Here is a 24,685-nt window from a genome sequence, read left to right as displayed (position 1 = left end):
GCCAATGAAGGCTTGCATATGGGGTTCTATAATTTGGTGGAACGTTCAGAAGAATGGAGATTACTTAACGGTAACCTTTATCTTGGCATAGTACTTTCCCTTCTTTGCAATAATTGTTGTTGTTCCTTTTGACTTTGCATTGATCTTTCCTGACTTGTCAACTGTAGCTATCTTCTTATCTTCAGAACTGTACTTTGCAGAGCCGGATTTGCCGACAGTAGTTATCTTTTCACCTTTTCCCTTTTTCAGAGATATAACGGCATTATCTGCTGCGAAATAGGTTCCTTTTCCACTATATGCGCTACCCTTTGATTTTTTAATATTATTTGCATAGGTTGAGAAAATCTTACTCTTTTTATCCTCGCAGTTGATGCCATACTTAGCTTTGACAATCTTGTTCTCGGCAACCAGAGTGCAGGTTGATTTCTTATTAAGATTGATGCCCTGTTTCTTGGGTTTTGTAATTGTATTGCCAATAATTGTTTCATTGGTGGAACTTTCAAGAGCGATACCGTGTGTTTTGGCATTGGAAATAGTGTTTCCTTCTACAAAGTCGTCAGAAGAGCTAAGAAGCATTATGCCATGGCTCTTAGTTTTAGAAATGTTGTTTGCGAAAACGGTAACGCCACTTGATCTTTCAACACGAATACCATTTATGGAAGCGCCGGAGGAGGTTACATCAGAAATGGTACTGTTCGTAACATCTCCCGCATAAACAGCATACGCATGAGGCCCTGTAACGGTGATTTTGGAAACGGTAAAATCACCTATTTTGTTTGACTTGTCCGTTCCGGAGATTCTGACACCACAAGGGGTTTTACTATTGGATTGTACCAGCTCTATGGTGTTGTTGGAAATTACATTGTGAGAGTCATAGGCGCCTGGATTACTGATGATATTTTTGGAAGAAGGCTTGCAGTCTATACCGAACTGAACCTTACTAAAAGTGTTGTCCTCAATCTTGGCATTGGTGAAGCCTACAGCTTCAATAGCGGTACCGGTAATATTATTGAACTTACAATTTACGATTGTAATATTGTCAAATAAATGGCCTTTGATGATTCTGTGAGCACCGATAGCGCGGCGTACATTAGAAAATGTGCAGCTGTCTATGATCACATCCTCACATGCGGTATCATCAGATGGCAGAATCGGGAAATTGCCTGTGTGCGCAGCATCAAAGGTCAAAGCCTCATATTCACCTTTGTCGTCACTGTTTGAATAACGGCCGTCCTTGAAAGTACAGTTTTTGACTATGATATTTTTACAAGCACCAAACTCAAGCATATGACCATCCTTGCCGCCTATGAATGTTACATTTTCAAAAGTGACATTTGTGGTATGGCCAATTATGACAAGACCATGTGTGCTATCTGTTGACCTTTGGATGGTGCCATTTTTTATGGTTATATCATGATAAACATCATATCCACCGGCTGCAGAGCTGTCTGCAGAGAAAAACATAGCACCACTGGTTCCGGTTACGGTATTACCACCAAGATCTATTGTCTGATTATTGTTCTTTAGACTGCATCCATTAATGGAAATAGACTTAGTAAGTGTGACATCTTCTCCATTTTCAACGGCACTTATAAAAGAAGCCGCGTCACCTGCATCTGAATTTAAAAGCGCAGGAGCAGGTTCTTTAGCCAGTGAAGATATGGCAGATGTAGAAAAAAACATTGTTCCGGCTATAGCAAGTGACAAAATTTTTGCAAATCTTTTCATCAATACTATGTACCTCCTTCTTAAGAAACAAGTGGAATAAAGTACTTACTGTTAATTGTACTAAAACGTATAAATGCTGTCGATTATCGTTTCTTTAGAGTAATTTCATGGTTTCTTAATATGTGAGAAGACATTAATTTGTGCGCAACATATTTTGTATAGAAATTATGCGGAGAATTGGATATAATAAATTAGTTATAAACTGACCTAAATAATTTAAGTTTATGTAATGGATATAATTCTTTTATAAAAATGTTAGGATTTAGGTGCTTTTTCAGGAGGATTTAAAGTATTGAAATACGGAGTATTGTGGAGAAAGACCACAAAAAATATTGGAGATGATATGCAGAGTTATGCTGCCAGTCTTTTTCTGCCTAGCGTTGATTATATGGTTGATATAGAGGAACTGGATTCCTTTGAGTCTGAGGATGATGAGCCTGTAGCCACAATAATGAGCGCATGGTACATGTGGCACAAATGGAATTGGCCGCCGTCAAAGGCAGTATATCCTATGTGGTTGGGATTTCACTATGATGATATTCAGAGAGGCCGTAAGAGAGGAATGCCTTGTCATTTTGAATACCTTGAGAGCGGCCCGGGATTGGAATATATGAAGGCTTATGAGCCCATTGGATGCAGAGATCCTTATACAATGAAGCAGCTTGACAGAATTGGAATTAAGAATTACTTTTCAGCGTGTGTTACACTCACACTTCCGAAGCGTCCTATTGTTAAGCCTGAGAAGGAATATATAGTTTGTGTAGATGTTGGTGAAAGGGTTGAGAAGGCTGTAAGGAAGCAGGTCAGAGGAACTGGCGTTGAGGTTAAGGTTCTTCCGCCTACAAGACCTGAGCCCTCAACAGATACTCCATGGGAAGTAAGAAAGAAGGAAGTTGAGGACTACTTGGATATTTATCAAAATGCTAAGTGTGTCGTTACTAAGCGTTTGCATTGTGCACTTCCCTGCCTTGCACTTGAGACACCGGTACTTTTGGTTAGAAAGGATTTTGGATCTCCCAGATTTTCACCTTACAAGGATTGGATGAAATCAACTACTCCGGATAGAGTAATAGCAGGAGATTACAAGTCTTTCTTGCGCAATCCTGATCCGAACCCTACTACATATTTGGAGTATAGGGAATCTATTACTAAGTCTGTTACAGAGTTTATTGAAAATGCCAAGAAGGAAACCAGAAAAGCCTCTGAACTTGTTCGTACAAAATATACGGATGTTGAATTATTGAAGTGGCAGAATCAGACCATGAAGATGACACTTCACAATTTCCACAAAGAGGAGCATATTGATCTTTGGGAGCTTGCATGGTATCACGGTTCAGGCGTTATTGGTAAATATGTTGAATTGAGGAAGAAGCTTGGCATGGGACTTCCGCCGAATAAGGATCATGAGATCGAAAAAAAGAATTGATGATTGTACAGCCTGCATCTTTAATCCGGATGCAGGCTGTATTTAAAAATGATTATATTAGTTTAGGAGAGGGAATGACAAAAAGTAGATTTAAGAGAATACTTGCAATGATGAGCGTAATGATGATCACTACAGGCATGACAGGGGAACATGTTCTGGCTGTTTCTGACAATCCGATGGTTTTGGGGGACGAAGCCATTGATTCTGAAGTAAGTAGCGGGAACACAGATACCGAAGATGAAATGGCAGATGCAGATACAAAGTCTGAAAAGTCAGATGATTCAAATGTTACCCACTCTGAAAATACAATAGAGGATAGTGATTTGGATCCCATAAATCCAAATGAAAACAGTGATGAGGATAATAAATCTGAAGAAAATGAGGCGTTTGTACCGGATAATGAAAATACTGAAATAGAGGAACCTGCAATAACCGATGGAGATGCAGCAGAAAATGAAGATGAAGAGCCTTCAGATGACAAGGAAAAATTAGCCAGCAAAGCTTTTTTATATGAAACAGAGGTTAATGGATACCATTTTGTGTTCAGCGCAGATGAAAATGTAGTTCCTGATGGTACTATTGCTGAGGTTAAAGTTATAGAGAATGATAAGGAGCTTATAGATAAAATAGAGAGCTCTGAGGGCAGAACTGTATTGGATTCAGTATCTTTCGATATCAGGCTTTATGCAGATGGATCAGAGATACAACCTGAGGACGGAATGGTTCATATTGCGTTGCAACTATCTGACGAAGCAATGATCAGTCAGGAAGAAAATGCGGGAGCTTCAGAACTTAAGGTCATACATGTGCATGATGGTGATGCGAATGAGCTTGAAAGTGAGGAAAGCAGGGAAGACTCTGATATAGAGATTCCTTCTGATATAGATGAAGAAGCTCTTGTTACGGAGGATATGATCGATCCTGAGACAATGACCATGAAAGAGGGAGTATCAGTTCCTGTTATGGTTAATGCCGGAGTTAGTGACAAGGAGTATTATCAGAGTACTACATTGGATTTTGATACGGAGTCATTTTCAGAATTTGTGGTAGTTAACCTTTCAAATTATCCATATGAAGCAAACATGACTGTTAGCGGCAATGAAACAGTAATTGATCTTTCTAATATGAGAGATGATCTTGTTGCTGATTTTTATGGGGTTGTGCAGGGAGCATTAGGAAAGGCCTGGGGAAAAACCAAGACTGATTTATCAAAGTATTATCGGATTATTATTCCGGCGGGTACATACTACTTAAAAAGGAACGAGGTCGATGATCCGTCTCCACTTAAAGTAGGTAATAATACAACTATTCAGATGGATGGAGTGACAATAATCAATCAGCAGGATGACCTGATGCTGACAACCCGCAAGCCAGAAGGAACAAGGAAAGGAAAGTTTGATGACTATCACAATATAGTCATATCCGGCGGCTGCTGGGACGCTAACGGTTTTTCAACTACACATTCTATGATTAAACTTGCTCATATGACAGGGCTTGAGCTCAGGAATGTGACAATCACCGGAGGGGCGTCTCCACATATGCTTGAAATTGCTGCATGTAAGGATGTTAAAGTTACAGGCTGTACCTTTAAGGATACCAGACATGGAGGTAACGAGCTTGAGGCGTTCCAGATAGATGTACAGCAGGAAGGTATGATGACTTATGTTCAAGATCCTGCCAATGATGATTATCCCTGCAAAAATGTAGAGGTTTCAAACTGCACATTTTCAAACCTGTACAGAGGCTTTGGAAGCCATGGAGCTATAGCAGGTCCTTTTTACTACAGCAATATCAATGTTCAGAATTGCCGGTTTGATAATATTATAAATACGGCTATTATGTGCACGATGTGGAAGAATTCTCAGATTTCCGGCAATGTGTTGACTAATGTCGGAAGAGGTATTGATACCACGACATATCCCTGGTATACGAGGTATCCCACCGAGGTGGATGATAAGCCTAAAAGTCTTTCATATACAGCAAATCTGATTATATCCGGCAACAGCATATCACTTGGCGGAGCAGACAGGGATAGCGGAACCTGGGCAGGAATTTTGCTTTCAGGATATTATAGTGCTACGGAAACAGACGATTATCCTTCGGGATTATATCCCGTAAGTGGCTTTACGGTTAGCGGTAACACCATATCAGGATATAAGGATTGGGGGAGCTATAAACAGGATGATGTATATGCGGATATTTATACTCTCTATGCAAAAGGAGCAAATATCAGTAATAATACGTTGACAGATAGCTGCTACGGAATACTTGTAAAAGGTAGCGGTGAAGTTTCATCCCTTAATTCGAATCATTTTGGAGCAGAGAAATACGCCAACATAGCAGTAAAAAATGGCGGCGCTGTGCAGGATATGTCAAGCAATGTTCTAACTATGGACTGTCCTTTCGGATTATATGTTGATGATGAGTCCAGCTGCAACGGAACAAGCGAAGTAGCTGCTTATAATATGGGAGTTGGGGAAACTGTAAGTACAAGGACCAGCAAGTTTTCACTTTTTACTTATGATCTTATTGACAAAACCGCAGGAACTTATAAATCCAATAAAAAGGCTGTGGCAAAAGCGACAAAAGCAGGAAAGGTCAAGGGAATAAAGAAAGGGAAAACACAGATAACAGCCTCGTGGGAAAGAGGCGGTGGAACAGTTTACCTGAACTTTACAGCAAATGTAAAGAAAGCACCGACTAAGATAAAGGTTCCTAAGAAAAAGACAGTAAGAAAAGGAACTACTTATCAGCTTAAGCCAAAAACAAATAAGGGCGCTTTTTGCAATAAATATAAATATAAGAGTAGCAATAAGAAAGTAGCCAAAGTTTCCTCCACCGGTGTTGTAACCGGTAGAAAAAAAGGTGTGGCGACAATAACGGTTACAAGCTACAATGGGGTATCTACCACAATACAGATAAAAGTTAAGTAAAAAGTTTTTTTGGGAGCATTATAGTGAGTTTGCTAATGATGATTTTGGCATTAATAGTGATGTCAGGTATATCAATATTGTTCGTAAAAGTCATGAGACTTCAAATGATGGAGGGTATGGCTTTTTCAGCTATGACAATAGTAGGTGTTATGTATGCGGGTGGACTGTTAGCCATGTTTGACCTGGCAGTTATTATACTTGTGTTTTTGGGAGTGCTTGGGCTTTTATGCATCTGCGTTGATAGAAAACTGATAAAATCATTTGATTTTGCCTATGTAACGCTTATTGGGGTGGCTTTATTCAGCATTGCGCTATATCGGCATGACTTTATCCAACATATTGATGAACTCCATCAGTGGGCACTTGCTGTAAAGTGGATGCTGAAGGAGGGAAAACTTACAAATTCAGCAGGATTCATTGGAGATAACCATCAATATATAGGGACAAGCTTATTTTATTTGTTTTTTCAGAAAATAATAGGTTACAACGAGGCATACATGTATGTAACATCCGCGCTGCTTTCATTTATAGGTTTTTTGCTTCCACTTTCAAGAGTAAAAGACAACAGGAGATGGCTTTTTGTTATATATATAGCCTTTTTGTATGTATCGGTATATCCGCTTTACAGATATGGATTTAAGAGTCTGTATGTGGATTTGGCTCCTATGGCATGGACTTTGGGAATATGCCTTTATTGGCTAATGCGCGACAGACAAAAGAAGATAGTCAATTCTATCCTGGTTGTTGGATGCATGATAATGATTTTTGCATTTAAGATATATGTAGGGCTACTACTTGATCTGTTTGTGATAATGATTCTGGTGTATGACTGGTATATTGTAAAGAGAAGAGAGTGGAGCTCTGAAAAAAACAGTAAAACGTTGTTGCTGTGCGGCGGAGTATTGCTGCTAATGGCTGTTCTTGTGGTTGCCGTTACCGGAATATATATCAGTCAAAAAATAGCCAGAGGATATCTTACCTGGCAGTTAGTTCAAAAGACCACAGTGAAATATTTTTTCTGCTTTATATTTGAACCAATAAATGGCAGAGCAGTGATCTCGATAAGCCCGGTATGGGTATTTGCATTGGCAATGCTTGCACAAATTTTTAGTAAGCTCCTGCTGAGTGATACTCATAAAAGAGATAACGATCTTCTTGTCAGTGTAAGTATTCTTTTTGCATGCGGATACCTGTTTGCGCTGTGGTTTGCATATCTGTTCATTTTTAATGCAGCTGAAACTGCTGAAGTGTTTGGTGCGCCGAGATATTTTTCAATAATGGTTACTATGCTATTTTACTTCTCAATCACCAGATTAGTATTTATGACACAAAAAAAGAGTATAGGAAGTTGTAAATCAAGAGAGATCAGTATTCAGGCAATTATTCTTGCAGCATTTCTTGTATTATTTACATTTGGAGTTGATGAGAGGTTTATAGCAGATTCATCTACGTTTTGTGAATCTAAAATCAGCTCCTATAAGGTAATCAAACGAACCAGAGAACAGATAGGCAGAATACAGAATGTTATAGACAAAAACGACAGGGTATTCATGGTTAATCAGGGGGCGGATCTTAGTACTCTTAGTAATAAAGCCCAGTTCCCTCAAAATATTGCATTATATTATTTTGAAGACAGAGTAAATAACTGCTTATTTGAGCCCTGGAAATTCGTTGAAGATGGTTGTTATGTTGCGCTTCAACAGACAGATCTTTTCACCATGGAACATTTATCCGATTTTCTTGTAAATGGTGGTTATAGTTATTTGTGGGTATACTCGACCGATGACTATTTTTCGGAAGAGGCTGCTCGATTATTTAATTATGATGAAGATATTATTGACGGAAGCTTATACAAAATAATGCAGAAAGAGGACGGATCCCTGACACTCGAGTATGTTGGAATTTAAACAAATATAAATAAAACCCTTGGCAGAGATGAAACATAAAAACTGTACCAAGGGTATTTTAATTACATGTAAAAATTATTTTGAGATGGTGTGTTTTACCCACAAACAATGATTCCAATGATCAGCCCTAAAATCGCACCCATCATTACTTGAAAAGGTGAGTGCCCTACAAATTCCTTGAGCTGTATTTCCGGGGGCTGTTTACCCATTTCGCTGAAATATTCCATGATATTGTTTATGGCTACTGCCTGCTTGCCTGTTTCTCTTCTTACGCCCATGGCGTCATGCATGACGATAATCGCAAAGACAAAAGCTACAGCAAAGATTGGACTTCCAACACCGCAGTCATATGCTACGGCAGTCACCATTGACATGACAGTGGCTGAATGAGAGCTTGGCATTCCACCGTCACCAATGAGGCGCTCAAATACAAATTCCTTGTTCACTATCACGTATATTATGGTTTTTAAAATCTGAGCTGACAGCCATCCGAAAAAGGCTGCTTTTAATATATTATTTCCTGTAAATTCATATATAAACGTATTCATTGCTTTGTTACTCCCGGTATAGTACTGCGTCTGTAAAAAATTGCGACACATCGTCTATTATAACACAGTCTTAATCGTATATGTTGAAGGGTACATGCATTGAATGTTGATTGAATGTTGATTGAATGTTGCCCCCCTTGCTGAAGGCACCTGGAAGGGTAGATCCCCTTGCTGAAGGCAATTGGAAGGGTAAATCCCCTTGCTGAAGGCACCTGGAAGGGTAAATCCCCTTGCTGAAGGCAACTGGAATGTGTAAATCCCCTTGCTGAAGGCACCTGGAATGTGTAAATCCCCTTGCTGAAGGCACCTGGAAGGGTAAATCCCCTTGCTGAAGGCAACTGGAAGGGTAGATCCCTTTGCTGTGAGCACAGCAAGGTATGTACGATAACGATGACTTCTTGAACGCAAATCGGAAAAAGCGTTCAAGAATCATGCGTTTAAAAGCGTCATAAGGAATAAATGACATCAGGGCTCCTCCCATAAATGGGTTCCTCCTCATGTCGTATTAACGCAAGCGGTATCCTTTATGACAAAGCCTGCAGGACACGCTCCCCCGCTATGTGAGGACCTGGCATACAGAGAGGTGATGTTTTTCCACTACATTTGCGAAGGTCAGGATTCTTGCTCCTTCGTCTGACTGGCATTCGTGGAAACCCCGAAAAATGCGGTCATGGCAGAACAGCTCCATTTATATACAGTTTTCTGCTACCATCCACTATTTTCCTGATGGTAGCAGAATCCTGACAGCCAATCGTTCTGCTACCGTCCACTATTTTCCTGATAGTAGCAGAATCCTGAGTGCCAATCGTTCTGCTACCGTCCACAATTTTCCCGATAGTAGCAGAATCCTGAGTGCCAATCGTTCTGCTACCGTCCACAATTTTCCCGATAGTAGCAGAATCCTTAGTGCCAATCCTTCTGCCACCATCCACAATTTTCCCGATAGTAGCAGAATCCTTAGTGCCAATCGTTCTGCTACTGTCCACAATTTTCCCGATAGTAGCAGAATCCTTAGTGCCAATCGTTCTGCTACCATCCACAATTTTCCTGATGGTAGCAGAATCCTGAGTGCTAATCTTTCTGCCACCATCCACAATTTTCCTGATAGTAGCAGAATCCTGAGTGCCAATCTTTCTGCCACCATCCACTATTTTCCTGATAGTAGCAGAATCCTTAGTGCCAATCTTTCTGCCACCATCCACAATTTTCCCGATAGTGGCAGAATCCTGACAGCCAATCGTTCTGCTACCGTCCACAATTTTCCCGATAGTAGCAGAATCCTGAGTGCCAATCGTTCTGCTACTGTCCACTATTTTCCTGATAGTAGCAGAAAAATGTTCACCCAGTCGAGTTATTATAAACAGCTGCATCTAATATTTTTTCAAGCAGCGTCAATACCAAGCCTTATCAACACAAACTCATATCAATAGCAAAATCATAATACCGCGAGCCTTTAAGCCCAGGGCCACACCAACTCGGCTACCATATCAATCCAGCTGCCATATCAATTTTTATGACTTCCTGAACGCAAATCGGAAAATGAGTTCAAGAATCCAGCGCTTAAAAGCGTCATAAGGAATAAATGACATCAGGGCTCATCCCATAAATGGGTTCCTCCTCATGTCGTATTACCGCAAGCGGTATCCTCCCCACTTTATGACAAAGTCCGCAGGACGCTCCTTGCTTTGCGAAGATCTGGTCCAGTACAAATATTGAATTTCTGAGGAAATTCAATAATCATATATTAAGAAAAACTCGACTAGCGTTCAGAGAGGTATTATAATAAATTAGCTAAAGATTTTGACCGGTTTGTTGGTTTTACTCGCTCAGCGTTCCGGTCTACTGCCTTTGGGGCATGAGTTGTATGAAAAATGGTTACGGGATTTAAAAAGATAAAAGATAGAATAAGTACAGAAAGTAAAAAGCCGACTATTAGAACCGCGTTAATAGCGGCTTTTTTTGCTGCCCTTTTGTTTATGCTGCTTTGCCTGGTGCTTCGTATAACACCCTTTGGTGACAGGACCTTTATGTACGAAGACATGAAGGAGCAGTATGTTGATTTCTTTTCCTACTACAGCAATGTATGGCATGGGAAGGATGGCTTTTTGCACTCTGAAAACTGCGGCCTTGGTGCGGATATGCTGGGAATATGGGCATATTATCTGACCAGTCCGTTTCTTTTGATGTTCGTATTTATTCCAGAAAAACATTATGCTGTGGCGGTTACTTTCCTTATTATGGTGAAAATTGCGGCAACTGCCGGGACTACCTCTCTGTTCTTTTCATATGTCCGGAGACGTCTTGCAACAGCAACTGATATTAGTGGCGAAAGTAGAGAAAATATCGACGCCGGAAATAAATCCACTAGAGTAAGAACCTATACAAAATCTGACGACTTTCTTTGCCTGTGCTCTAACGTTATGGCATCCATGGCATTTGCATATAGTGGTTGGATGATAGCCAACATGACCAATATCATGTGGCTTGATGCAGTCATCATGATGCCTGTTGTGCTGATAGGTTTCTTCAAAATGATGCGTGGTGAAAAGAGAGGGCGTTCGATTTATATTGTGTCCGTTATGATCATGGTTGTAATGAACTATTACATTGCAGCAATGATACTGATGTTTTTAGGGATTTTTGCACTTCTTTTGGTTATGTTTTCTTTTACTGAGTGGTTTACAGAGAGACTGCAAAGTGGCTTAGCAAATAGTGGTTTAAATGTACTGGTAAATAGTGGCTTAAATGTAGCGTCAAATAGTGGTTTGAATGTACTGGTAAATAGTGGCTTAAATGTAGCGGCAAATGGTGGTTTGAATGCACAGGCAAATGGTGGATTAAATGTAGCGTCAAATAGTGGTTTAAATGCACAGGCAAATGGTGGTTTAAATGTAGCGGCAAACGGTGGCTTAAATGTAACGGCAAATGGTGGCTTAAATGTACAGGAAAATAGGCTGGCTGAAGAACATCATATAAATGCACAGATGGAGAATAATAAGACCTGGAGCATAAATAAAAAGGAAAAGGCACAGACCGGGAAAACTTGCGCTTTATATAAATTTGCGCAGTTTGTGACGGCTACGATAGCGAGCCTAGTTCTTGATGTATGGTTTTTAGCGCCTACTGCGATGTCACTTATGGGGAGTAACAAGGATCACTCCCAAAAGATAGGAGATGTTGCTACAAATATACTTCCTTCATCTGAGGCGGTTGGGCAGTACATTTCACCGCTGTCAGTGATACCGAAGCTGTTTACAATGAGCTACGATTCCCTGGAGATCATGGCCGGTAAACCCAACATATATTTTGGGGCGGTGCTCATAATACCGGTTATATTGCTCTTTTTTAATAAAAAGATAGCTCCGAAATTCAAGTGGCTTATGGCAGCATTCACAGTGATAATCATGATGTTTTTCTGTATCAAACCACTTAATACCCTGGCCCATGGAGGAACAGAGGCATATGGATATCTCTACAGATATTCCTTCATATTTTCATTTGTATGCATTACTCTTGCCTATGTTTGCCTTATGAAACTTGACGGCATCAGTAGGAGAGCTGTTCTTCTGTCGGGAGGTATTGGTGGTATTCTCTTTGTCCTTGCTTTTTGTAGTAAGACGGAATTTATGGGGACAAAGGCATGGATCCTGAACGGAGCTTTGTTTGCTATGGCTTTCTTCATACTGTGGCTGCTTGCGAAGGATGAGGATAGCTCTTTTAGTTGGGATTCTGGTAAAAATGAAGATAGCTCATCCTGCCGAAATTTTGGTAAAAATGGAGATAACTCATCCTGCCGAAATTTTGGTAAAAATGAAGATAGCTCATCCTGCCGAAATTTTAGTAAAAATGAGGATAGCTCATCCTGTCGGTATTTTGGAAAAAATGAGGATAACTCATTTTGCCGGAAATTAGATAAATGCGAGGATGCACATAATAATGTAAATCAGCAAGAGATAGAAGAGGGTATTGGATTAATAAAAAAGAATCTTTTGCCTAAAGAAAGTGCCATTTTTGTCTTGGCAGGCATTGTTCTTGTGATTGATATATCGTTGAATTTTATTTGTATATACAGACAGTCCTCTATGAATGCTGAGACGGTCTCAGGCTATATGGCAAAATGCGAAGAGATAGAAACCGGGCTGCAAGCGCTTAATAAACTGATCGAGGAAGAACAGATAGCATCGGAAAAACTGATCGAGAAAGAACAGCCAGCAACGGAAGAGCAGATTAAGGAAGAGCGAATTGAGGAAGAGCAGATTGAGGAAGAACAGTTAGTAACAGAAGAACTGCCTGAGGAAGATCGGGCAGTAACAGAAGAGCGGATTGAACAGATTGAGGAAGGGCAGTTAGTAACGGAAGAGCAGACTGAGGAAGAACAGCCAGTTGCGGAAAACTCGGGGGCAAGTTTTTCAGATAAAAAAGGTATAAGAAATCTGGGAACAGAACAAATTAGATATTATCCTGAGAACTTCGGAGAAAAATCCTTTGGATACAGGATAGAATCATTAAATCCAAGAACTCCCAACGATTCATTACACTTTGGATATCCGGGAACAACTACCTACAACAGCCTTTTAAAAGTGCAGAATCGTCTTTTTATGTATGAGTTGGGATTTAATGACAACGGACTTTATACGATGTATGATGCAAACAATACTAAATGTGCGGACGCCATTCTTGGAATAAAATATGTTATTGGCGAAGACAGCAAAAATATTGATGGCTATATTACCGAGAATCTGTATGTCCTTCCGGCATCATATACTTCAGAAGAGAAAATACCGGAGCTGTTGAAGCTGATATCAGATGCGGAGAATCCTTTTGATGCACAGGAAATTCTGTGGAATAAGTTTACCGGTAGGAATGATGAAGTGTTTGAAGAGGCGATTTGTGAGAGAGCTAAGGAAGCAAACGTCTGCCAAGATGCTGAATCCGCGACAGGATCTGAGAATAGATGCCCAGCAGGAGCTGAATCAGGGTCTGAGAATGGGTGTGCGGCAGAAACTGAACCAGGGTCTGGGAATGGATGCCCAGCAGGAGCTGAATCAGGGTCTGAGAATGGATGCCTGGCAGGAGCTGAATCAGGGTCTGAGAATGGGTGTGTGGCAGAAACTGAATCAGGATCTGAAGCAGGGAATGTAGTGCTTAAGTATGTGATCCACCCTTCTTCCGATGGTGAATTATATTTCTATATGAAGCGCGATAAAGACATCGACAGATCTCTTGCTATTTTTATAGAAGATACGTTTATAAGTGGCTATGGCAATGCATCCTGTCAGAAAGTGTTGGATCTTGGATACTTCAAGGCAGGAGATGAAGTTGAACTTTCTATAGAAGATTATGATGGATTGGGCGAACTTCCCTCTGAGCCTGTTGTTGTGACCGAGAATGTTGATAAGCTGAAAATTGAATAATGAATCACGTTCACAGTTTGGACAATTTTCTAAAAAAAAAATAAATTTTTTTTCAAAATAGGGGTTAAGTTTTCTAAAGTGTTGTCCGATATTATTATCGGTGGGGAAGAAATGACACAACACCTTGGGTTTTCGTAGTTAGTACTACAAGATAAGGTATGAAAGGATGCTTATCCACAAGATAGAGTCATCCGGAATGTATTTAGAGGAAGAGTTTTAAATCAATTGATTTTTTTTCGTAAAACCTCTAAAGTAATTAGAAAATACGCCGATACATGTAGTAGAACTAAAGAAATTCTCCAAGGAAGGAGGAAACGATATGCGTATAGAAGCTTACAGCCAGATTCAACAAGTTTATGGCACTAGCAAAGTGAATAAGACCGCTAAGACTCAGAAAACAAATAATGTTTCTGATACTCTGAAGATTTCTTCAATTGGTAAGGATATTCAGGTTGCTAAGCAGGCTGTGAAAGAGGCTCCGGATGTCAGGGAGGACGTTACGGCACCTATAAAGAGTGCAATTAAGAACGGAACGTATGACGTTAGCGGAGAGGATTTTGCAGAGAAGCTCCTCGCTAGACTCAGCGAATCATTATAAGGCTAATCTTATATGAAAATGATATATAGAAACTATTAGAGCCGGCTTAATCGAACGGTTTAAGCTCCGATGGACATTAGGCAGGCTCTATAACTTTGCCCTTTTTTAGGACATTCACTTGGCGAGGTAGTTTCGAGCCTAGTGAATGTGCTAGTTCTGGCGAACGAAGTGAGAGCAGAACTTCATCAGATAACGCTTGGCGAGGTAGTTTCGAGCCGGTGAAGTTACAAGTTCTGACGAAGGAAGTGAGAGCAGAACTTCATCAGATAACGCTTGGCGAGGTAGTTACGAGCCGGTGAAGTTACAAGCTCTGACGAAGGAAGTGAGAGCAGATTTTACGTTAGAGGATATGGGCGAGGTAGTTTCGAAGCTAGGAGGACAGCAGCATGGCAAGCTTATTACAGAATCTTGTAGATGTTCTCGACAGAGAATGTGCTTTATATGAGAGACTTCTTGATTTGTCAGGGAAAAAGACTCCTGTCATTGTTGAGAGGGATTTGAAAAAACTTGCTAAGATCACAGAGGATGAGCAGGCAGTTGTCTCACTGATTTCAGCTGTTGATAAGGAACGAGAAGCTGTGATGGACAGTATTGCTGAGGTCATAGGTGAAAAGGGCAATGATTTAAAACTGACAGATCTTGTCAGGATGCTGAATTCAAGACCAAATGAGCAGAGAAACCTCGCAATTCAGAGAGATAAGCTAAAGGCAGTATCATCAAATGTCCAAAGGGTAAATGATCAGAATCAGATTCTTTTGCAAAGTTCCCTTGAGATGGTGCAGTATGAGATGAACATCATTCAGTCAGCACGCCGTGCTCCGGAGACAGCTAATTATACAAGATTTGCTGGAACCAGAGGCGACCTTATTGGTGTTGCACCTATGGGACGGTTTGATGCTAAGCAGTAATTATTGTTTTCTTCCGGACTGTACAAGGCAATAGATCATTTAAGATAGATTTTATCTACAACTTTAATACGTTTATTAAAAGAATGAATGTGGCCCCCTTATTATTAGGAATGGCTGTATTTGTTCTTTTTTTGTGTTTTATTTACTTTTTTATTTATGCTTTCATATTTCTGATTTTATCTATACATTTCTGTTGTTGCTTCGATCTATACATTTCTGTTACAACTGCTTCTATCTACAACATTTCTATTTCTGCTTTTATTTGCACTATTGTTTACGCATTTCTATTTCTGCTGGTTCATCCAATTTTGCAAAACATGATAATAAAGACTACTGCTTGCCCTGCAGTTTTCATCCAGAAAGGTGATTATGCCAATGTGGTATGAACTTATTTTTTGAATAGTTCATACCATATTGTTAATTATTGTTATTCTGGATGAATTATTCCTAAAACTAGTAATTTTTATATAGGTCAAAATTCATACGCTTAGAGACTTTTGCATATTTTGGATGAATATGGTGCTGATAGCGATGGTACTAAATAAGCTAAAAGCTCGAGATAGTATGAATTATTATACAAACATGTTCATCCAGAAAAAGCAGAAACCTAAAAAAGGATGAACATGCCATCCAGCGCGTGAACTAAAAGACAGAATCCATTCATCCAGAAAAGGCAGAAACCTAAAAAGGATGAACATGCCATTCAGCGCGTGAACTGAAAGGTAGAATCTATTCATCCAGAAAAAGCAGAGACCATAAAAAAGTATGAACCGCTGTAAAAGCATTCATCCAAGATAAAACAACATTTAGAAAGTGGATGAATATCTACATTTTTTTGCTATGAATATAAGATAAAACCCAAAGTTGCCGATACATTATATGAATAATAATTCCTGATCAAGAAATTGCAAGCCTTACTAAGGACACAATGTAAAAGACACAGGCATCAATACAACAGTAAAACAGTAAAACCGAAAAAAGAGACATAAATAAACCAACAAAACCAAAGAAACAGAGACACAAATAAAACCAACAAAACCAAAGAACCAAAGACATAAATAAAACACCAAAACCAAAAAACCAAAGACATAAATAAAACACCAAAACCAAAAAAACCAAGGACACAAATAAAACCACCAAAACCGAAAAACACAGGCACCAAGAGAATAAAAACAGCCACAATAACGAGGTAGATACATGGCATCTTTAATGGGTAGCTTATATATTGGAGCATCTGGTCTTCAGACATCACAGAGCGCACTGAACACCACAGCTCACAATATGTCTAACATAGACACGGAAGGTTATACTAGACAGCAGGTTTCACAGGGCACTCGCCCTTATATCACCACTGAAAAGGATTTCAGAATAATTTCCTGGAAACAGACAGGTCTCGGAGTTGTTTACAATAACTGTAAACAGGTCAGAAGCCTTTTTCTTGACCAAAGCTACAGGCAGGAGACAGGTAGAGAATCTTTCTATGATGTGTCTGTGACAACCCTGGAAGAGATCGAGGATCAGCTTCAGGAGATGAACGGAATTGAGTTCGCGGATTCCATGAAGGATCTGTGGGTAGCTGTTCAGGAAATGAGTAAGAATCCTACTTCTGCTGTCAATCAGAGCACACTTGTGACAAGAGCAAATGAGTTCCTCACAAGAGCCAAGAGCGTCTATGAAGGATTTACAAATTATCAGGACAACATGGACCTCAAGGTAGCAAGTCTTGTTGAAGAGATAAATGGCATTGGCGACAGAATAAAAGAGCTTAACCTCGAGATAGTGAAAATAGAATCAGGACACCAGGAACATGCAAATGACCTTCGTGATGAGAGAAATCTTCTTTTGGATCAACTGGGAGAGCTTGGAAGAATCAGCTACTACGAGGACGTTTTCGGAAATGTTCTGGTACAGTTTGAAGGTTCCCAGTTCGTTACTACCGACCATGTAAATCACATGGCATGTGACAACATACTTCCTGCAGATAAAGGCGGAAGCGCAGTTGGTTTTAACACTCCTTATTGGGAGTATGCAGCAAAAAAAGAGTACGATGAAATAAAAGAAGAATGGGTAGTAACGGATATTAAAGGAGCAAAGGTATTTGATCTGACACAGACAGTATCAACAGCAATGAATACAGATATCGGTAAGCTCCGCTCAACACTTCTGGCAAGAGGTGACCACCACGCTAATTATCATGACATCACGGAGGATGGCACAGGTGTATACTACAACACAAACATCGCCCAGTCAGTCATCATGAACGTTGAAGCAGAATTTGATCAGATGATAAAAAATATGTGCACCGCGATAAATCAGGTATTTGAGGAAGCCGGCAGTAATCCCGTGACACTTGGTGAAGTTGAGGGAAAAACATCAGATTATGATCTTTTTAAATGCCTGGACGAAGAGGATTGCCTGAACTACGACATAGATAAGAATCACCAGGCGGGAACAGTAAGGAAAAGCTTCATGGTAACGAATATCGGAATTAATCCGATATATCTACAAGAGCCAACTGCAATGAAGTTCCTCCTTGCAGATGGAAGCGAAGATCAGGTAACTGTAGAAAAGCTTAAGACCGCTTTCACAACGGCTAAGTACATCATCAATCCTAATGTTGCAACAAAAACTGATTTCACAGGCTATTACAATATGCTGGTTTCACAGGTTGCAAACTCAGGTGAAGTTTATAAAGGAATAAGAGAAAACCAGGAGCTCACAGTTGATGCCATTACAAATGCCAGAGAGCAGATAGTTGGTGTATCAAGTGATGAGGAGCTGGAGTTCATGATAGAGTTCCAGAATGCATTCAATGCTTCGAGCAGATACATAAATGTGGTAAGCGAAATGCTCGAGCACGTAGTTACAGCTCTTGGAAGCTGAATCACTTATTGATTTAGCACTGCTCCGTATAACTAGTGTCTTGTATGGATGACAATTTGTTTAATTACTTGTCTAATTCTCAATATGTATCGTCATCTTCAATCGCCTTAGCCACCGCTACGACTCATTCAGATTCCTAGCCTATTGAGAATGATACTTCGTAATTAAATCAAAAGTCATCCAGACAAAACACTAGTGTAGTTGCTTTATATTAACTAGATTATATGCTTGCTATAATTTGAAGCTACCGTTTTTTCATCAGTTGTCGATGCCAGAATCGTGAGAGCGGAACTACCTCTTGTATAGAAAGGATTAACACCATGCCTTCAACATTTTTTGGATTAAACATAGCTGCATCAGGACTTAGGGCGGCGAACGCAGCGCTTAATACAACGGCCAATAACATAGCCAATGCCAACACTGATGAATACAGCCGTCAGAAGGTAGAGCAGAGAGCATCAGATGCACTCAGGGTTTTCACAACCTATGGATGCGCAGGTGCAGGTGTTGATACCATTGCTATCGAGAGAGTCCGTGATGAGTTCTACGATGTGAAGTACAGAACAAACGAAACGCTCCTTGGAAGAGTAGAACAGCGTAACTACTTCAATCAGCTAGCTCAGGAGTACTTTAAAGATGACGGAAATACAGGTTTCTCAAGCCTGTTTTCAAAGATGCAGGCAGCACTTCAGGATGTTATGAAAGCTTCCGGAACAACAGAAACCAAGGCAACCTTCGTATCATCACTGTCGCAGATAACTGACTATTTCAATCATATGTCAGAGTCATTAAAACAGCTCCAAAACGACATCAATCAGGAAATCAAACTGAGCTGCGATTCAATAAATTCCTTCGCTCAGCAGATCTGCTCCCTTAATGAGCAGATAAACGTCATAGAGATGCAGGGCTCAAGAGCAAACGAGCTCAGAGACCAAAGAGATGAGCTACTTGATAAACTTTCCAAAATAGTCGATATAGATGTCAAGGAAACCAAGGTTGTGGATGCAAGTAATCCCGAGAGAGAGACCGGAGCAACCAGACTTATCGTCAATGTAGCAGGAAAACAGCAGCTTCTCGATGGCTATGCCTACAGAAAACTAATCTGCATTGCCAGGGAAGCCAATGAAAATGTAAATCAGAGCGACCTTGTGGGACTCTACGATATAAAATGGGCAACTTCCAATTACAAGGAAGGTGACAACACCAGCAAGCTTGACGTATTTGATCTTGATAACAGACTGATTGGTGGAGAGCTGCAGGGACTTATCGATATGAGAGATGGAAATAACAGCTTCTTCTTTAACGGTGAAGTGCAAAATTCCATCAAAGATTCCAAGACCGGACTTACAACAGTTACCGTAAAGGTTTCAGATACTAACCTTATGGACATGTCGAAATGCACTCTCCCTGCTGCAGGAAAAATCGAAGTAGCAAGTAAAATCTATTCATATGAAGACTGGCAGTATGACGGCGGTGACACCTATACCTTCGTTCTTACCGCAGAGAGCACAAGGTCCACTACACCACCCAAATACAGAACAGCAACTGTGGGTGGAGACTTTTCATATCAGGGTATTCCGTACTATATGCAGCAGATGAACGAGTGGATAAGACGCTTTTCAGACAGAGTTAACGACATTATGTCCAAAGGCTTCACTTCCGATTCAATTGAAGGCTCCTACATACTGACGGGAACCAGCGACATGGACTCCAGCGCACAGTTTTCATTCCCGCAGCTCACTTCACTGTCCAATAACAAGGGCTATTACGAGGTGACAGCAGGCAACTTTATAGTAACAAGAGAGCTTAGAACAAACGCCGACCTTCTTGCCACCAAGATGGATATGACAGAGGGCGAGTCAGAATACAGAAACATTCAGACACTTGGAGAGTTCTTCTCAAAAGAGGACATTTTCCGAGGAGCTACAAGCGGAGAGTTCCTTGATAAGGTGCTTGGAGATGTGGCACTTAACACCAGCAACTCCGATACACTTGAAAAGACCTACACGGCACTTGAAAAAACTATCGGCAACCAGAGACTTTCAGTAATGGGCGTCGATGAGGATGAAGAAGCATCCGCACTTGTTCAGTTTGAACACAGCTACACACTTAACTCCAAGATGATCAACACCCTGTCAAAGGTTTACGACAGACTGATTCTGGAGACGGGAGTATAAGAAAGGGCTTTTAACATGAGAATTACCAACAAGATCATGAACAATAACTCACTCTACAACATCAATAACAACAAGGTTGCTGAGGACGAGGTCAACACACAGATGGCTACAGGAAAAAAGATAGCAAGACCCTCCGACGACCCCGTTATTGCTATCAGAGCTTTGCGACTTCGTTCTACGGTTTCACAGCTTGACCAGTACTATCAGAAAAATTCGAAGGATGCAAAGAGCTGGATGGATGTTACTGAGGATGCGCTTTCTACAATTACTGATGTACTGACGGATGCAATCTCGCTGGCAAACAGAGGTGCCAACAAGGATCTCACAAAGGAAGACTTAAACACCCTTGTAACTCAGCTGAGTGCCCTTTCAAAAGAATACTATTCGACCGGCAATGTGGATTATGCAGGACGTTACATTTTCACAGGGTTCCGCACAGATACAGCGCTTTCTTATGACAAGCCCACGACAGAAAATTTTACAGACATAAATGATGAGTTCAATGCTGAAAACATCAGCACATCCTATAGAACACTGAACATGCAGTATCTTGATGCAGGTAATGTACTTGATACCAACATCCCCGGAAAGTATGCGAATGAGACAAAAGAGGATGACATACGCCAGATAGACGTTGGCAGAATCAGACTCTCTTATGATAATCTCGACTACACCGTTGGCGATGAAAACAAGGCATATCTGAAATTCAGAGAAAACCTCGCACAGGAAGCTACATCCTCCATCACTAACACTGATATGACATATTTTGATATAAAATTTGTCAATGACGCGGGCGAGGAGCAGATAGCGTATGTACCACTTTCAGATATCTATTCCGTGACAGTCGGCAATTATATGTATACTGCAGAGCGCGCCAGCATTACTCACCCCGAGCGCGGTTACATAATCAACGTAACAGATACCAGAACTTTTGACATGTATCAGTTCGAAGTAAGTAAGGACGGAGTTCTCACAGACGGTGATGGCGACGGACAGTTCGACGTTCCCACAGGAATAAAAAGTGCGATAGTTTCCATGCATGATACCAGCGTATCTACTCTCGTTTTTTCAGATGGAGAAAACGAAGAGACCTCAGTTCCTCTGATCGGACCTGTAGGGCAGCAGTACAAGATCGATGTGGATAATGGATTTACCGCCACAGTAAACGGTGACGGAACCTACACGATAGAGAAGGATACAGGACAGGATGAGTATGAAAACTGGACAAAGACAGTTTTGCAGGTAACCTCCAACGGAACCATGCATTCCTCGTATAAGGAAACTTCCATTGTAATCGACACGGATCATATTCTGTATTCCACAACAACAGAAGATGAAATAGACGAAGCATACAGACAGCTTAAGGGTGAATATGCACCCAAGAGAAGTGCCTACAATTCAGGAAACCAGGGCAATGATGAGATGGCTTTTGAAGAAGCCTACAAGGAATTTGGCATGACCTATAATAACCTGGTTTACTTAAATGCCAAGACCGGTGAAGTCCTTTTGAATGATTACCTGACTGAGAAGCTTGCATCACTTCCTTTTGTAGGAAACGCAAATACGATAGATGTTGTTTATGACAAAAAGGAATGGCAGGAAGGAGATATCAGGCCTCAGAACCTCTTTGGCTGCGTTGATGCTGAAGGCGTAATCTACAACGGTGGAAGTGCACCTCATGAAATCCAGTATGACGTGGGATATGCCCAGAAGATCACCATTAACACCACTGCCAACTCAGTTTTCACAACAACCATAAAAAGAGATATATTCGACCTTGAACAGATAAAGGCCAGGATGGACATAGTTAATACTACCATGGAAACTCTGAAGGATAAGATTGCAGGCCTGACCGATGCCGACGAGATAAGAACCGTTCAGAATGAGCTTGATGCATGTAAAAAGGCATACGACTACCTCAGACAGAACATTCAGGAGGAGTTCGAGCACAAGATCACAAGCATTCAACAGGCACTTGATAAGGCAAATGTGGCAGTTACAGATAACGGTACCAGAAGTAAGAGACTTGAGCTTATAAACACAAGACTTCAGGATCAGAATACCACCTTCAAGACTCTGCAGTCCGATAATGAGGACGCTGACCTTGCCGAGACAGCTACGAATCTTGCAACAGCACAGCTCACTTACCAGGCTGCTCTTATGGCAACCGGTAAGATCAGCAAGGATTCACTGATGAATTATATTTGACGGGCATAATCTTTTCCTTGCTAAATATCGTTAATTTGCATACAATATTTATATGATATAGGTGTCAAAAGTCAAAATTGCATACATGTTTACATGTTAAGCATTTTGATACTCACATCATATATAAGTATAAATATACGTACAGGATTGCCTTCTGAATATTTGGGAACTTCGATTCTGACAAAAATCGGAATTGATTTTAAAAAGATGGGTTATTGAGCTTATTTATTTTAGCCGGAGCGTTATTGAGAATAATTTTTTTAACGGGCTTTGGCTCACATAGTAAGGTACATTTTTCATATGGAGGGGCACCAGAATGAAACTTAAGACCAGAATTTTCGGAGAGATTGAGATTGAAGATAGCAAGATCATCGAGTTTCCGAAGGGTATCATTGGTTTTCCGGACATGACTCAGTTTGCGCTGATGCATGATAAGGATAAGGAGACGAACAACATCAGGTGGCTGCAGTCGCTTGATGATCCGGTTTTTGCTATGCCGGTTATGGATCCGCTTTATGTTAAGCCGGATTTTAATCCTGTTGTTCAGGAGGATACCATCAAGGATATCCTTCCGCTGGAGGATGAGGATCTTTTGATTCTCGTAACAGTAACTGTCCCTCAGGATATTACCAAGATGACAGTTAACCTCAAGGGACCCATCGTAATTAATTCGGGAAATTGCAAGGCTTGTCAGATTATCATTGACGATGATGATTATCCTGTTAAGTACCCTATTTATGACTATCTTCAGAAGCAGAAGGAAGCAGCTCAGAGTTAAGATTTTGTGATAACTTCTGTGGGGAGTCTGGTATAAAAAAAGGAGAGAGGAAGAGCCATGTTAGCATTATCCAGAAAAAAGAACGAATCTATCATTGTCAATAATGATATAGAGATTACTATTTTAGATATAAGGGGTGACCAGGTAAAAGTGGGAATTGCCGCACCCAAAGAAGTACCGATTTACCGCAAGGAGGTCTATCTCCAGATCCAGGAGGAGAACAAGGCAGCAACCAATACCGATGGTATTTCTGCATTGGCCAATTTGCTTAAATAATGAAATGCCCGTAGCGAAGGCAGTTATAATTTATTATTAAAACTATTTAAAGGGAGTTGTTACGTTGGGGTGACAGCTCCCTATTTATATCCGGTATATAAATATTTTATTAAATAATTCTAATAAGCTAAATGTTACGCTTTTACATCCGATATAATGGATAGAGGAAACTATATGTATGTTTATGAATTTTTTTAGGCATACAGATATGAAAAAAGCGGAGAGGGATATCCGCTGTAAACATAACACAAGGAGGTGAGAGTGATGGCAATGGATGCAATCGGAAAAGTTGGTGCAGTTAGCACGACACAAATTCCCGAAGTCCAGAAGACAGAGCATGTTGTAAATTTCCCTGAAGGCGTACAGTCACAGGGACAGGAACAGGAAAAACCGGACTTTTCCCTTAATTCCACTCCTATGCCCAGCGTAGAGGTGCCGAAGAAGGAAAATCAGGAGAGTACAAATCCCAACGTGCCTACTCGTCAGGAGAGGACTGAGGAACAGATTGAGGCAGAGAACAAGCGCATTAAAAATGCTATCAGCGAGATGAACAAGAAACTCATCAGCAACTCAGAGGCAGTCTTCGGAATCCACGAGGATACAAACCGTATCACCATCAAGATCGTGGACAAGACAACAAGAGAGACTATCAAGGAGCTGCCGCCTGAAAAGACACTGGATATGATAGCAAAAGCTTGGGAACTGGCCGGACTTATGGTCGACGAAAGAGGATAAAGATCACTTTCGGAAGGCTATTTTAAGTGTGCAAGGGGTATTCTGCGCTTTTTTCAGCATAATCATTTATCGAGATTTTATCGAGCTTAGTGAGTATGCCGGTTCTGGCGAACGAAGTGAGAGCAGAACTTCAGCTGAAAATTACTTAGTGAGTATATCATTTCTG

15 protein-coding genes are annotated in these 24,685 nt (G+C 40.6%); 12 read left to right on the top strand and 3 right to left on the bottom strand.

All coding sequences use genetic code 11. The features are described from left to right. Positions 1-60 precede the first annotated feature (60 nt). The gene (locus tag ACHCNF_RS07100; RefSeq protein ID WP_408072089.1) at positions 61-1,728 is read right to left on the bottom strand and encodes a right-handed parallel beta-helix repeat-containing protein; all 1,668 of its coding nucleotides are present in this window, start codon (positions 1,726-1,728) and stop codon (positions 61-63) included. A gap of 292 nt (positions 1,729-2,020) precedes the next feature. Here ACHCNF_RS07100 and ACHCNF_RS07095 point away from each other — a divergent pair, with 292 nt between their 5' ends. The 3 genes from ACHCNF_RS07095 (at position 2,021) to ACHCNF_RS07085 (ending at position 7,994) form a co-directional block, all read left to right on the top strand. Beyond that, the gene (locus ACHCNF_RS07095) at positions 2,021-3,154 is read left to right on the top strand and encodes a polysaccharide pyruvyl transferase family protein (protein WP_408072088.1); all 1,134 of its coding nucleotides are present in this window, start codon (positions 2,021-2,023) and stop codon (positions 3,152-3,154) included. Between the two features lie 74 nt (positions 3,155-3,228). Continuing rightward, positions 3,229-6,087, top strand: coding sequence for an Ig-like domain-containing protein (locus ACHCNF_RS07090; RefSeq protein WP_408072087.1), 2,859 nt, complete (start codon positions 3,229-3,231; stop codon positions 6,085-6,087). A 23-nt stretch (positions 6,088-6,110) separates the two neighbouring features. Next, on the top strand, positions 6,111-7,994 hold the full coding sequence (locus tag ACHCNF_RS07085) for a hypothetical protein (RefSeq protein ID WP_408072086.1): 1,884 nt from the start codon (positions 6,111-6,113) through the stop codon (positions 7,992-7,994). 95 nt (positions 7,995-8,089) lie between these two features. Here the strand turns inward: ACHCNF_RS07085 and ACHCNF_RS07080 are convergent, their stop codons facing one another. Both ACHCNF_RS07080 and ACHCNF_RS07075 read right to left on the bottom strand, forming a co-directional pair. Next, the gene (locus tag ACHCNF_RS07080; protein WP_408072085.1) at positions 8,090-8,542 is read right to left on the bottom strand and encodes a divergent PAP2 family protein; all 453 of its coding nucleotides are present in this window, start codon (positions 8,540-8,542) and stop codon (positions 8,090-8,092) included. A 668-nt stretch (positions 8,543-9,210) separates the two neighbouring features. Beyond that, positions 9,211-9,912 (bottom strand): hypothetical protein, encoded by a 702-nt coding sequence (locus ACHCNF_RS07075; RefSeq protein ID WP_408072084.1) that lies wholly within the window; start codon positions 9,910-9,912, stop codon positions 9,211-9,213. Positions 9,913-10,413: 501 nt separating this feature from the next. On the opposite strand from ACHCNF_RS07075, the gene ACHCNF_RS07070 reads away from it, so the two are divergent. The 9 genes from ACHCNF_RS07070 to ACHCNF_RS07030 all read left to right on the top strand — a co-directional run bounded on the left by ACHCNF_RS07070 (position 10,414) and on the right by ACHCNF_RS07030 (position 24,519). After that, on the top strand, positions 10,414-13,956 hold the full coding sequence (locus tag ACHCNF_RS07070) for a YfhO family protein (protein WP_408072083.1): 3,543 nt from the start codon (positions 10,414-10,416) through the stop codon (positions 13,954-13,956). 319 nt (positions 13,957-14,275) lie between these two features. Then, positions 14,276-14,554: a flagellar biosynthesis anti-sigma factor FlgM gene (gene flgM, locus ACHCNF_RS07065; protein ID WP_408072082.1), complete on the top strand. Its 279-nt coding sequence runs from the start codon at positions 14,276-14,278 to the stop codon at positions 14,552-14,554. A gap of 386 nt (positions 14,555-14,940) precedes the next feature. After that, positions 14,941-15,462 carry a flagellar protein FlgN gene (locus ACHCNF_RS07060; RefSeq protein WP_408072081.1) on the top strand — a complete coding sequence of 174 codons (522 nt, stop codon included), beginning with the start codon at positions 14,941-14,943 and terminating at the stop codon, positions 15,460-15,462. 1,197 nt (positions 15,463-16,659) lie between these two features. Then, positions 16,660-18,345 carry a flagellar hook-associated protein FlgK gene (gene flgK / locus ACHCNF_RS07055; protein WP_408072080.1) on the top strand — a complete coding sequence of 562 codons (1,686 nt, stop codon included), beginning with the start codon at positions 16,660-16,662 and terminating at the stop codon, positions 18,343-18,345. Positions 18,346-18,665: 320 nt separating this feature from the next. Beyond that, positions 18,666-20,522 (top strand): flagellar hook-associated protein FlgK, encoded by a 1,857-nt coding sequence (flgK, locus tag ACHCNF_RS07050; RefSeq protein WP_408072079.1) that lies wholly within the window; start codon positions 18,666-18,668, stop codon positions 20,520-20,522. Positions 20,523-20,537: 15 nt separating this feature from the next. Then, entirely contained in the window at positions 20,538-22,730 is a 2,193-nt protein-coding gene (locus ACHCNF_RS07045; protein ID WP_408072078.1) for a flagellin N-terminal helical domain-containing protein, read from the top strand. Between the two features lie 316 nt (positions 22,731-23,046). Beyond that, positions 23,047-23,508, top strand: coding sequence for a flagellar assembly protein FliW (gene fliW / locus ACHCNF_RS07040; protein WP_408072077.1), 462 nt, complete (start codon positions 23,047-23,049; stop codon positions 23,506-23,508). Positions 23,509-23,565: 57 nt separating this feature from the next. Further along, positions 23,566-23,784, top strand: coding sequence for a carbon storage regulator CsrA (csrA, locus tag ACHCNF_RS07035; protein WP_408072075.1), 219 nt, complete (start codon positions 23,566-23,568; stop codon positions 23,782-23,784). A 264-nt stretch (positions 23,785-24,048) separates the two neighbouring features. Further along, positions 24,049-24,519: a flagellar protein FlaG gene (locus ACHCNF_RS07030; RefSeq protein WP_408072074.1), complete on the top strand. Its 471-nt coding sequence runs from the start codon at positions 24,049-24,051 to the stop codon at positions 24,517-24,519. The last annotated feature ends 166 nt before the right edge of the window (positions 24,520-24,685 follow it).

The organism is Butyrivibrio sp. NATIVEDY162 (genome assembly GCF_045999815.1).
Classification (GTDB): domain Bacteria; phylum Bacillota; class Clostridia; order Lachnospirales; family Lachnospiraceae; genus Butyrivibrio.
Note: the sequence above shows the minus strand (reverse complement) of the source record. Positions and strands in the feature narration are given on the sequence as shown.

Excerpts from the sequence above, each read along its gene's own strand:
- ACHCNF_RS07100 (WP_408072089.1), bottom strand. The coding sequence starts at position 1,728 with ATGAAAAGATTTGCAAAAATTTTGTCACTTGCTATAGCCGGAACAATG.
- ACHCNF_RS07090 (WP_408072087.1), top strand. The coding sequence starts at position 3,229 with ATGACAAAAAGTAGATTTAAGAGAATACTTGCAATGATGAGCGTAATG.
- ACHCNF_RS07080 (WP_408072085.1), bottom strand. The coding sequence starts at position 8,542 with ATGAATACGTTTATATATGAATTTACAGGAAATAATATATTAAAAGCA.
- ACHCNF_RS07075 (WP_408072084.1), bottom strand. The coding sequence starts at position 9,912 with ATGCAGCTGTTTATAATAACTCGACTGGGTGAACATTTTTCTGCTACT.
- ACHCNF_RS07070 (WP_408072083.1), top strand. The coding sequence starts at position 10,414 with ATGGTTACGGGATTTAAAAAGATAAAAGATAGAATAAGTACAGAAAGT.
- flgM (WP_408072082.1), top strand. The coding sequence starts at position 14,276 with ATGCGTATAGAAGCTTACAGCCAGATTCAACAAGTTTATGGCACTAGC.
- ACHCNF_RS07060 (WP_408072081.1), top strand. The coding sequence starts at position 14,941 with ATGGCAAGCTTATTACAGAATCTTGTAGATGTTCTCGACAGAGAATGT.
- flgK (WP_408072080.1), top strand. The coding sequence starts at position 16,660 with ATGGCATCTTTAATGGGTAGCTTATATATTGGAGCATCTGGTCTTCAG.
- flgK (WP_408072079.1), top strand. The coding sequence starts at position 18,666 with ATGCCTTCAACATTTTTTGGATTAAACATAGCTGCATCAGGACTTAGG.
- ACHCNF_RS07045 (WP_408072078.1), top strand. The coding sequence starts at position 20,538 with ATGAGAATTACCAACAAGATCATGAACAATAACTCACTCTACAACATC.
- fliW (WP_408072077.1), top strand. The coding sequence starts at position 23,047 with ATGAAACTTAAGACCAGAATTTTCGGAGAGATTGAGATTGAAGATAGC.
- csrA (WP_408072075.1), top strand. The coding sequence starts at position 23,566 with ATGTTAGCATTATCCAGAAAAAAGAACGAATCTATCATTGTCAATAAT.
- ACHCNF_RS07030 (WP_408072074.1), top strand. The coding sequence starts at position 24,049 with ATGGCAATGGATGCAATCGGAAAAGTTGGTGCAGTTAGCACGACACAA.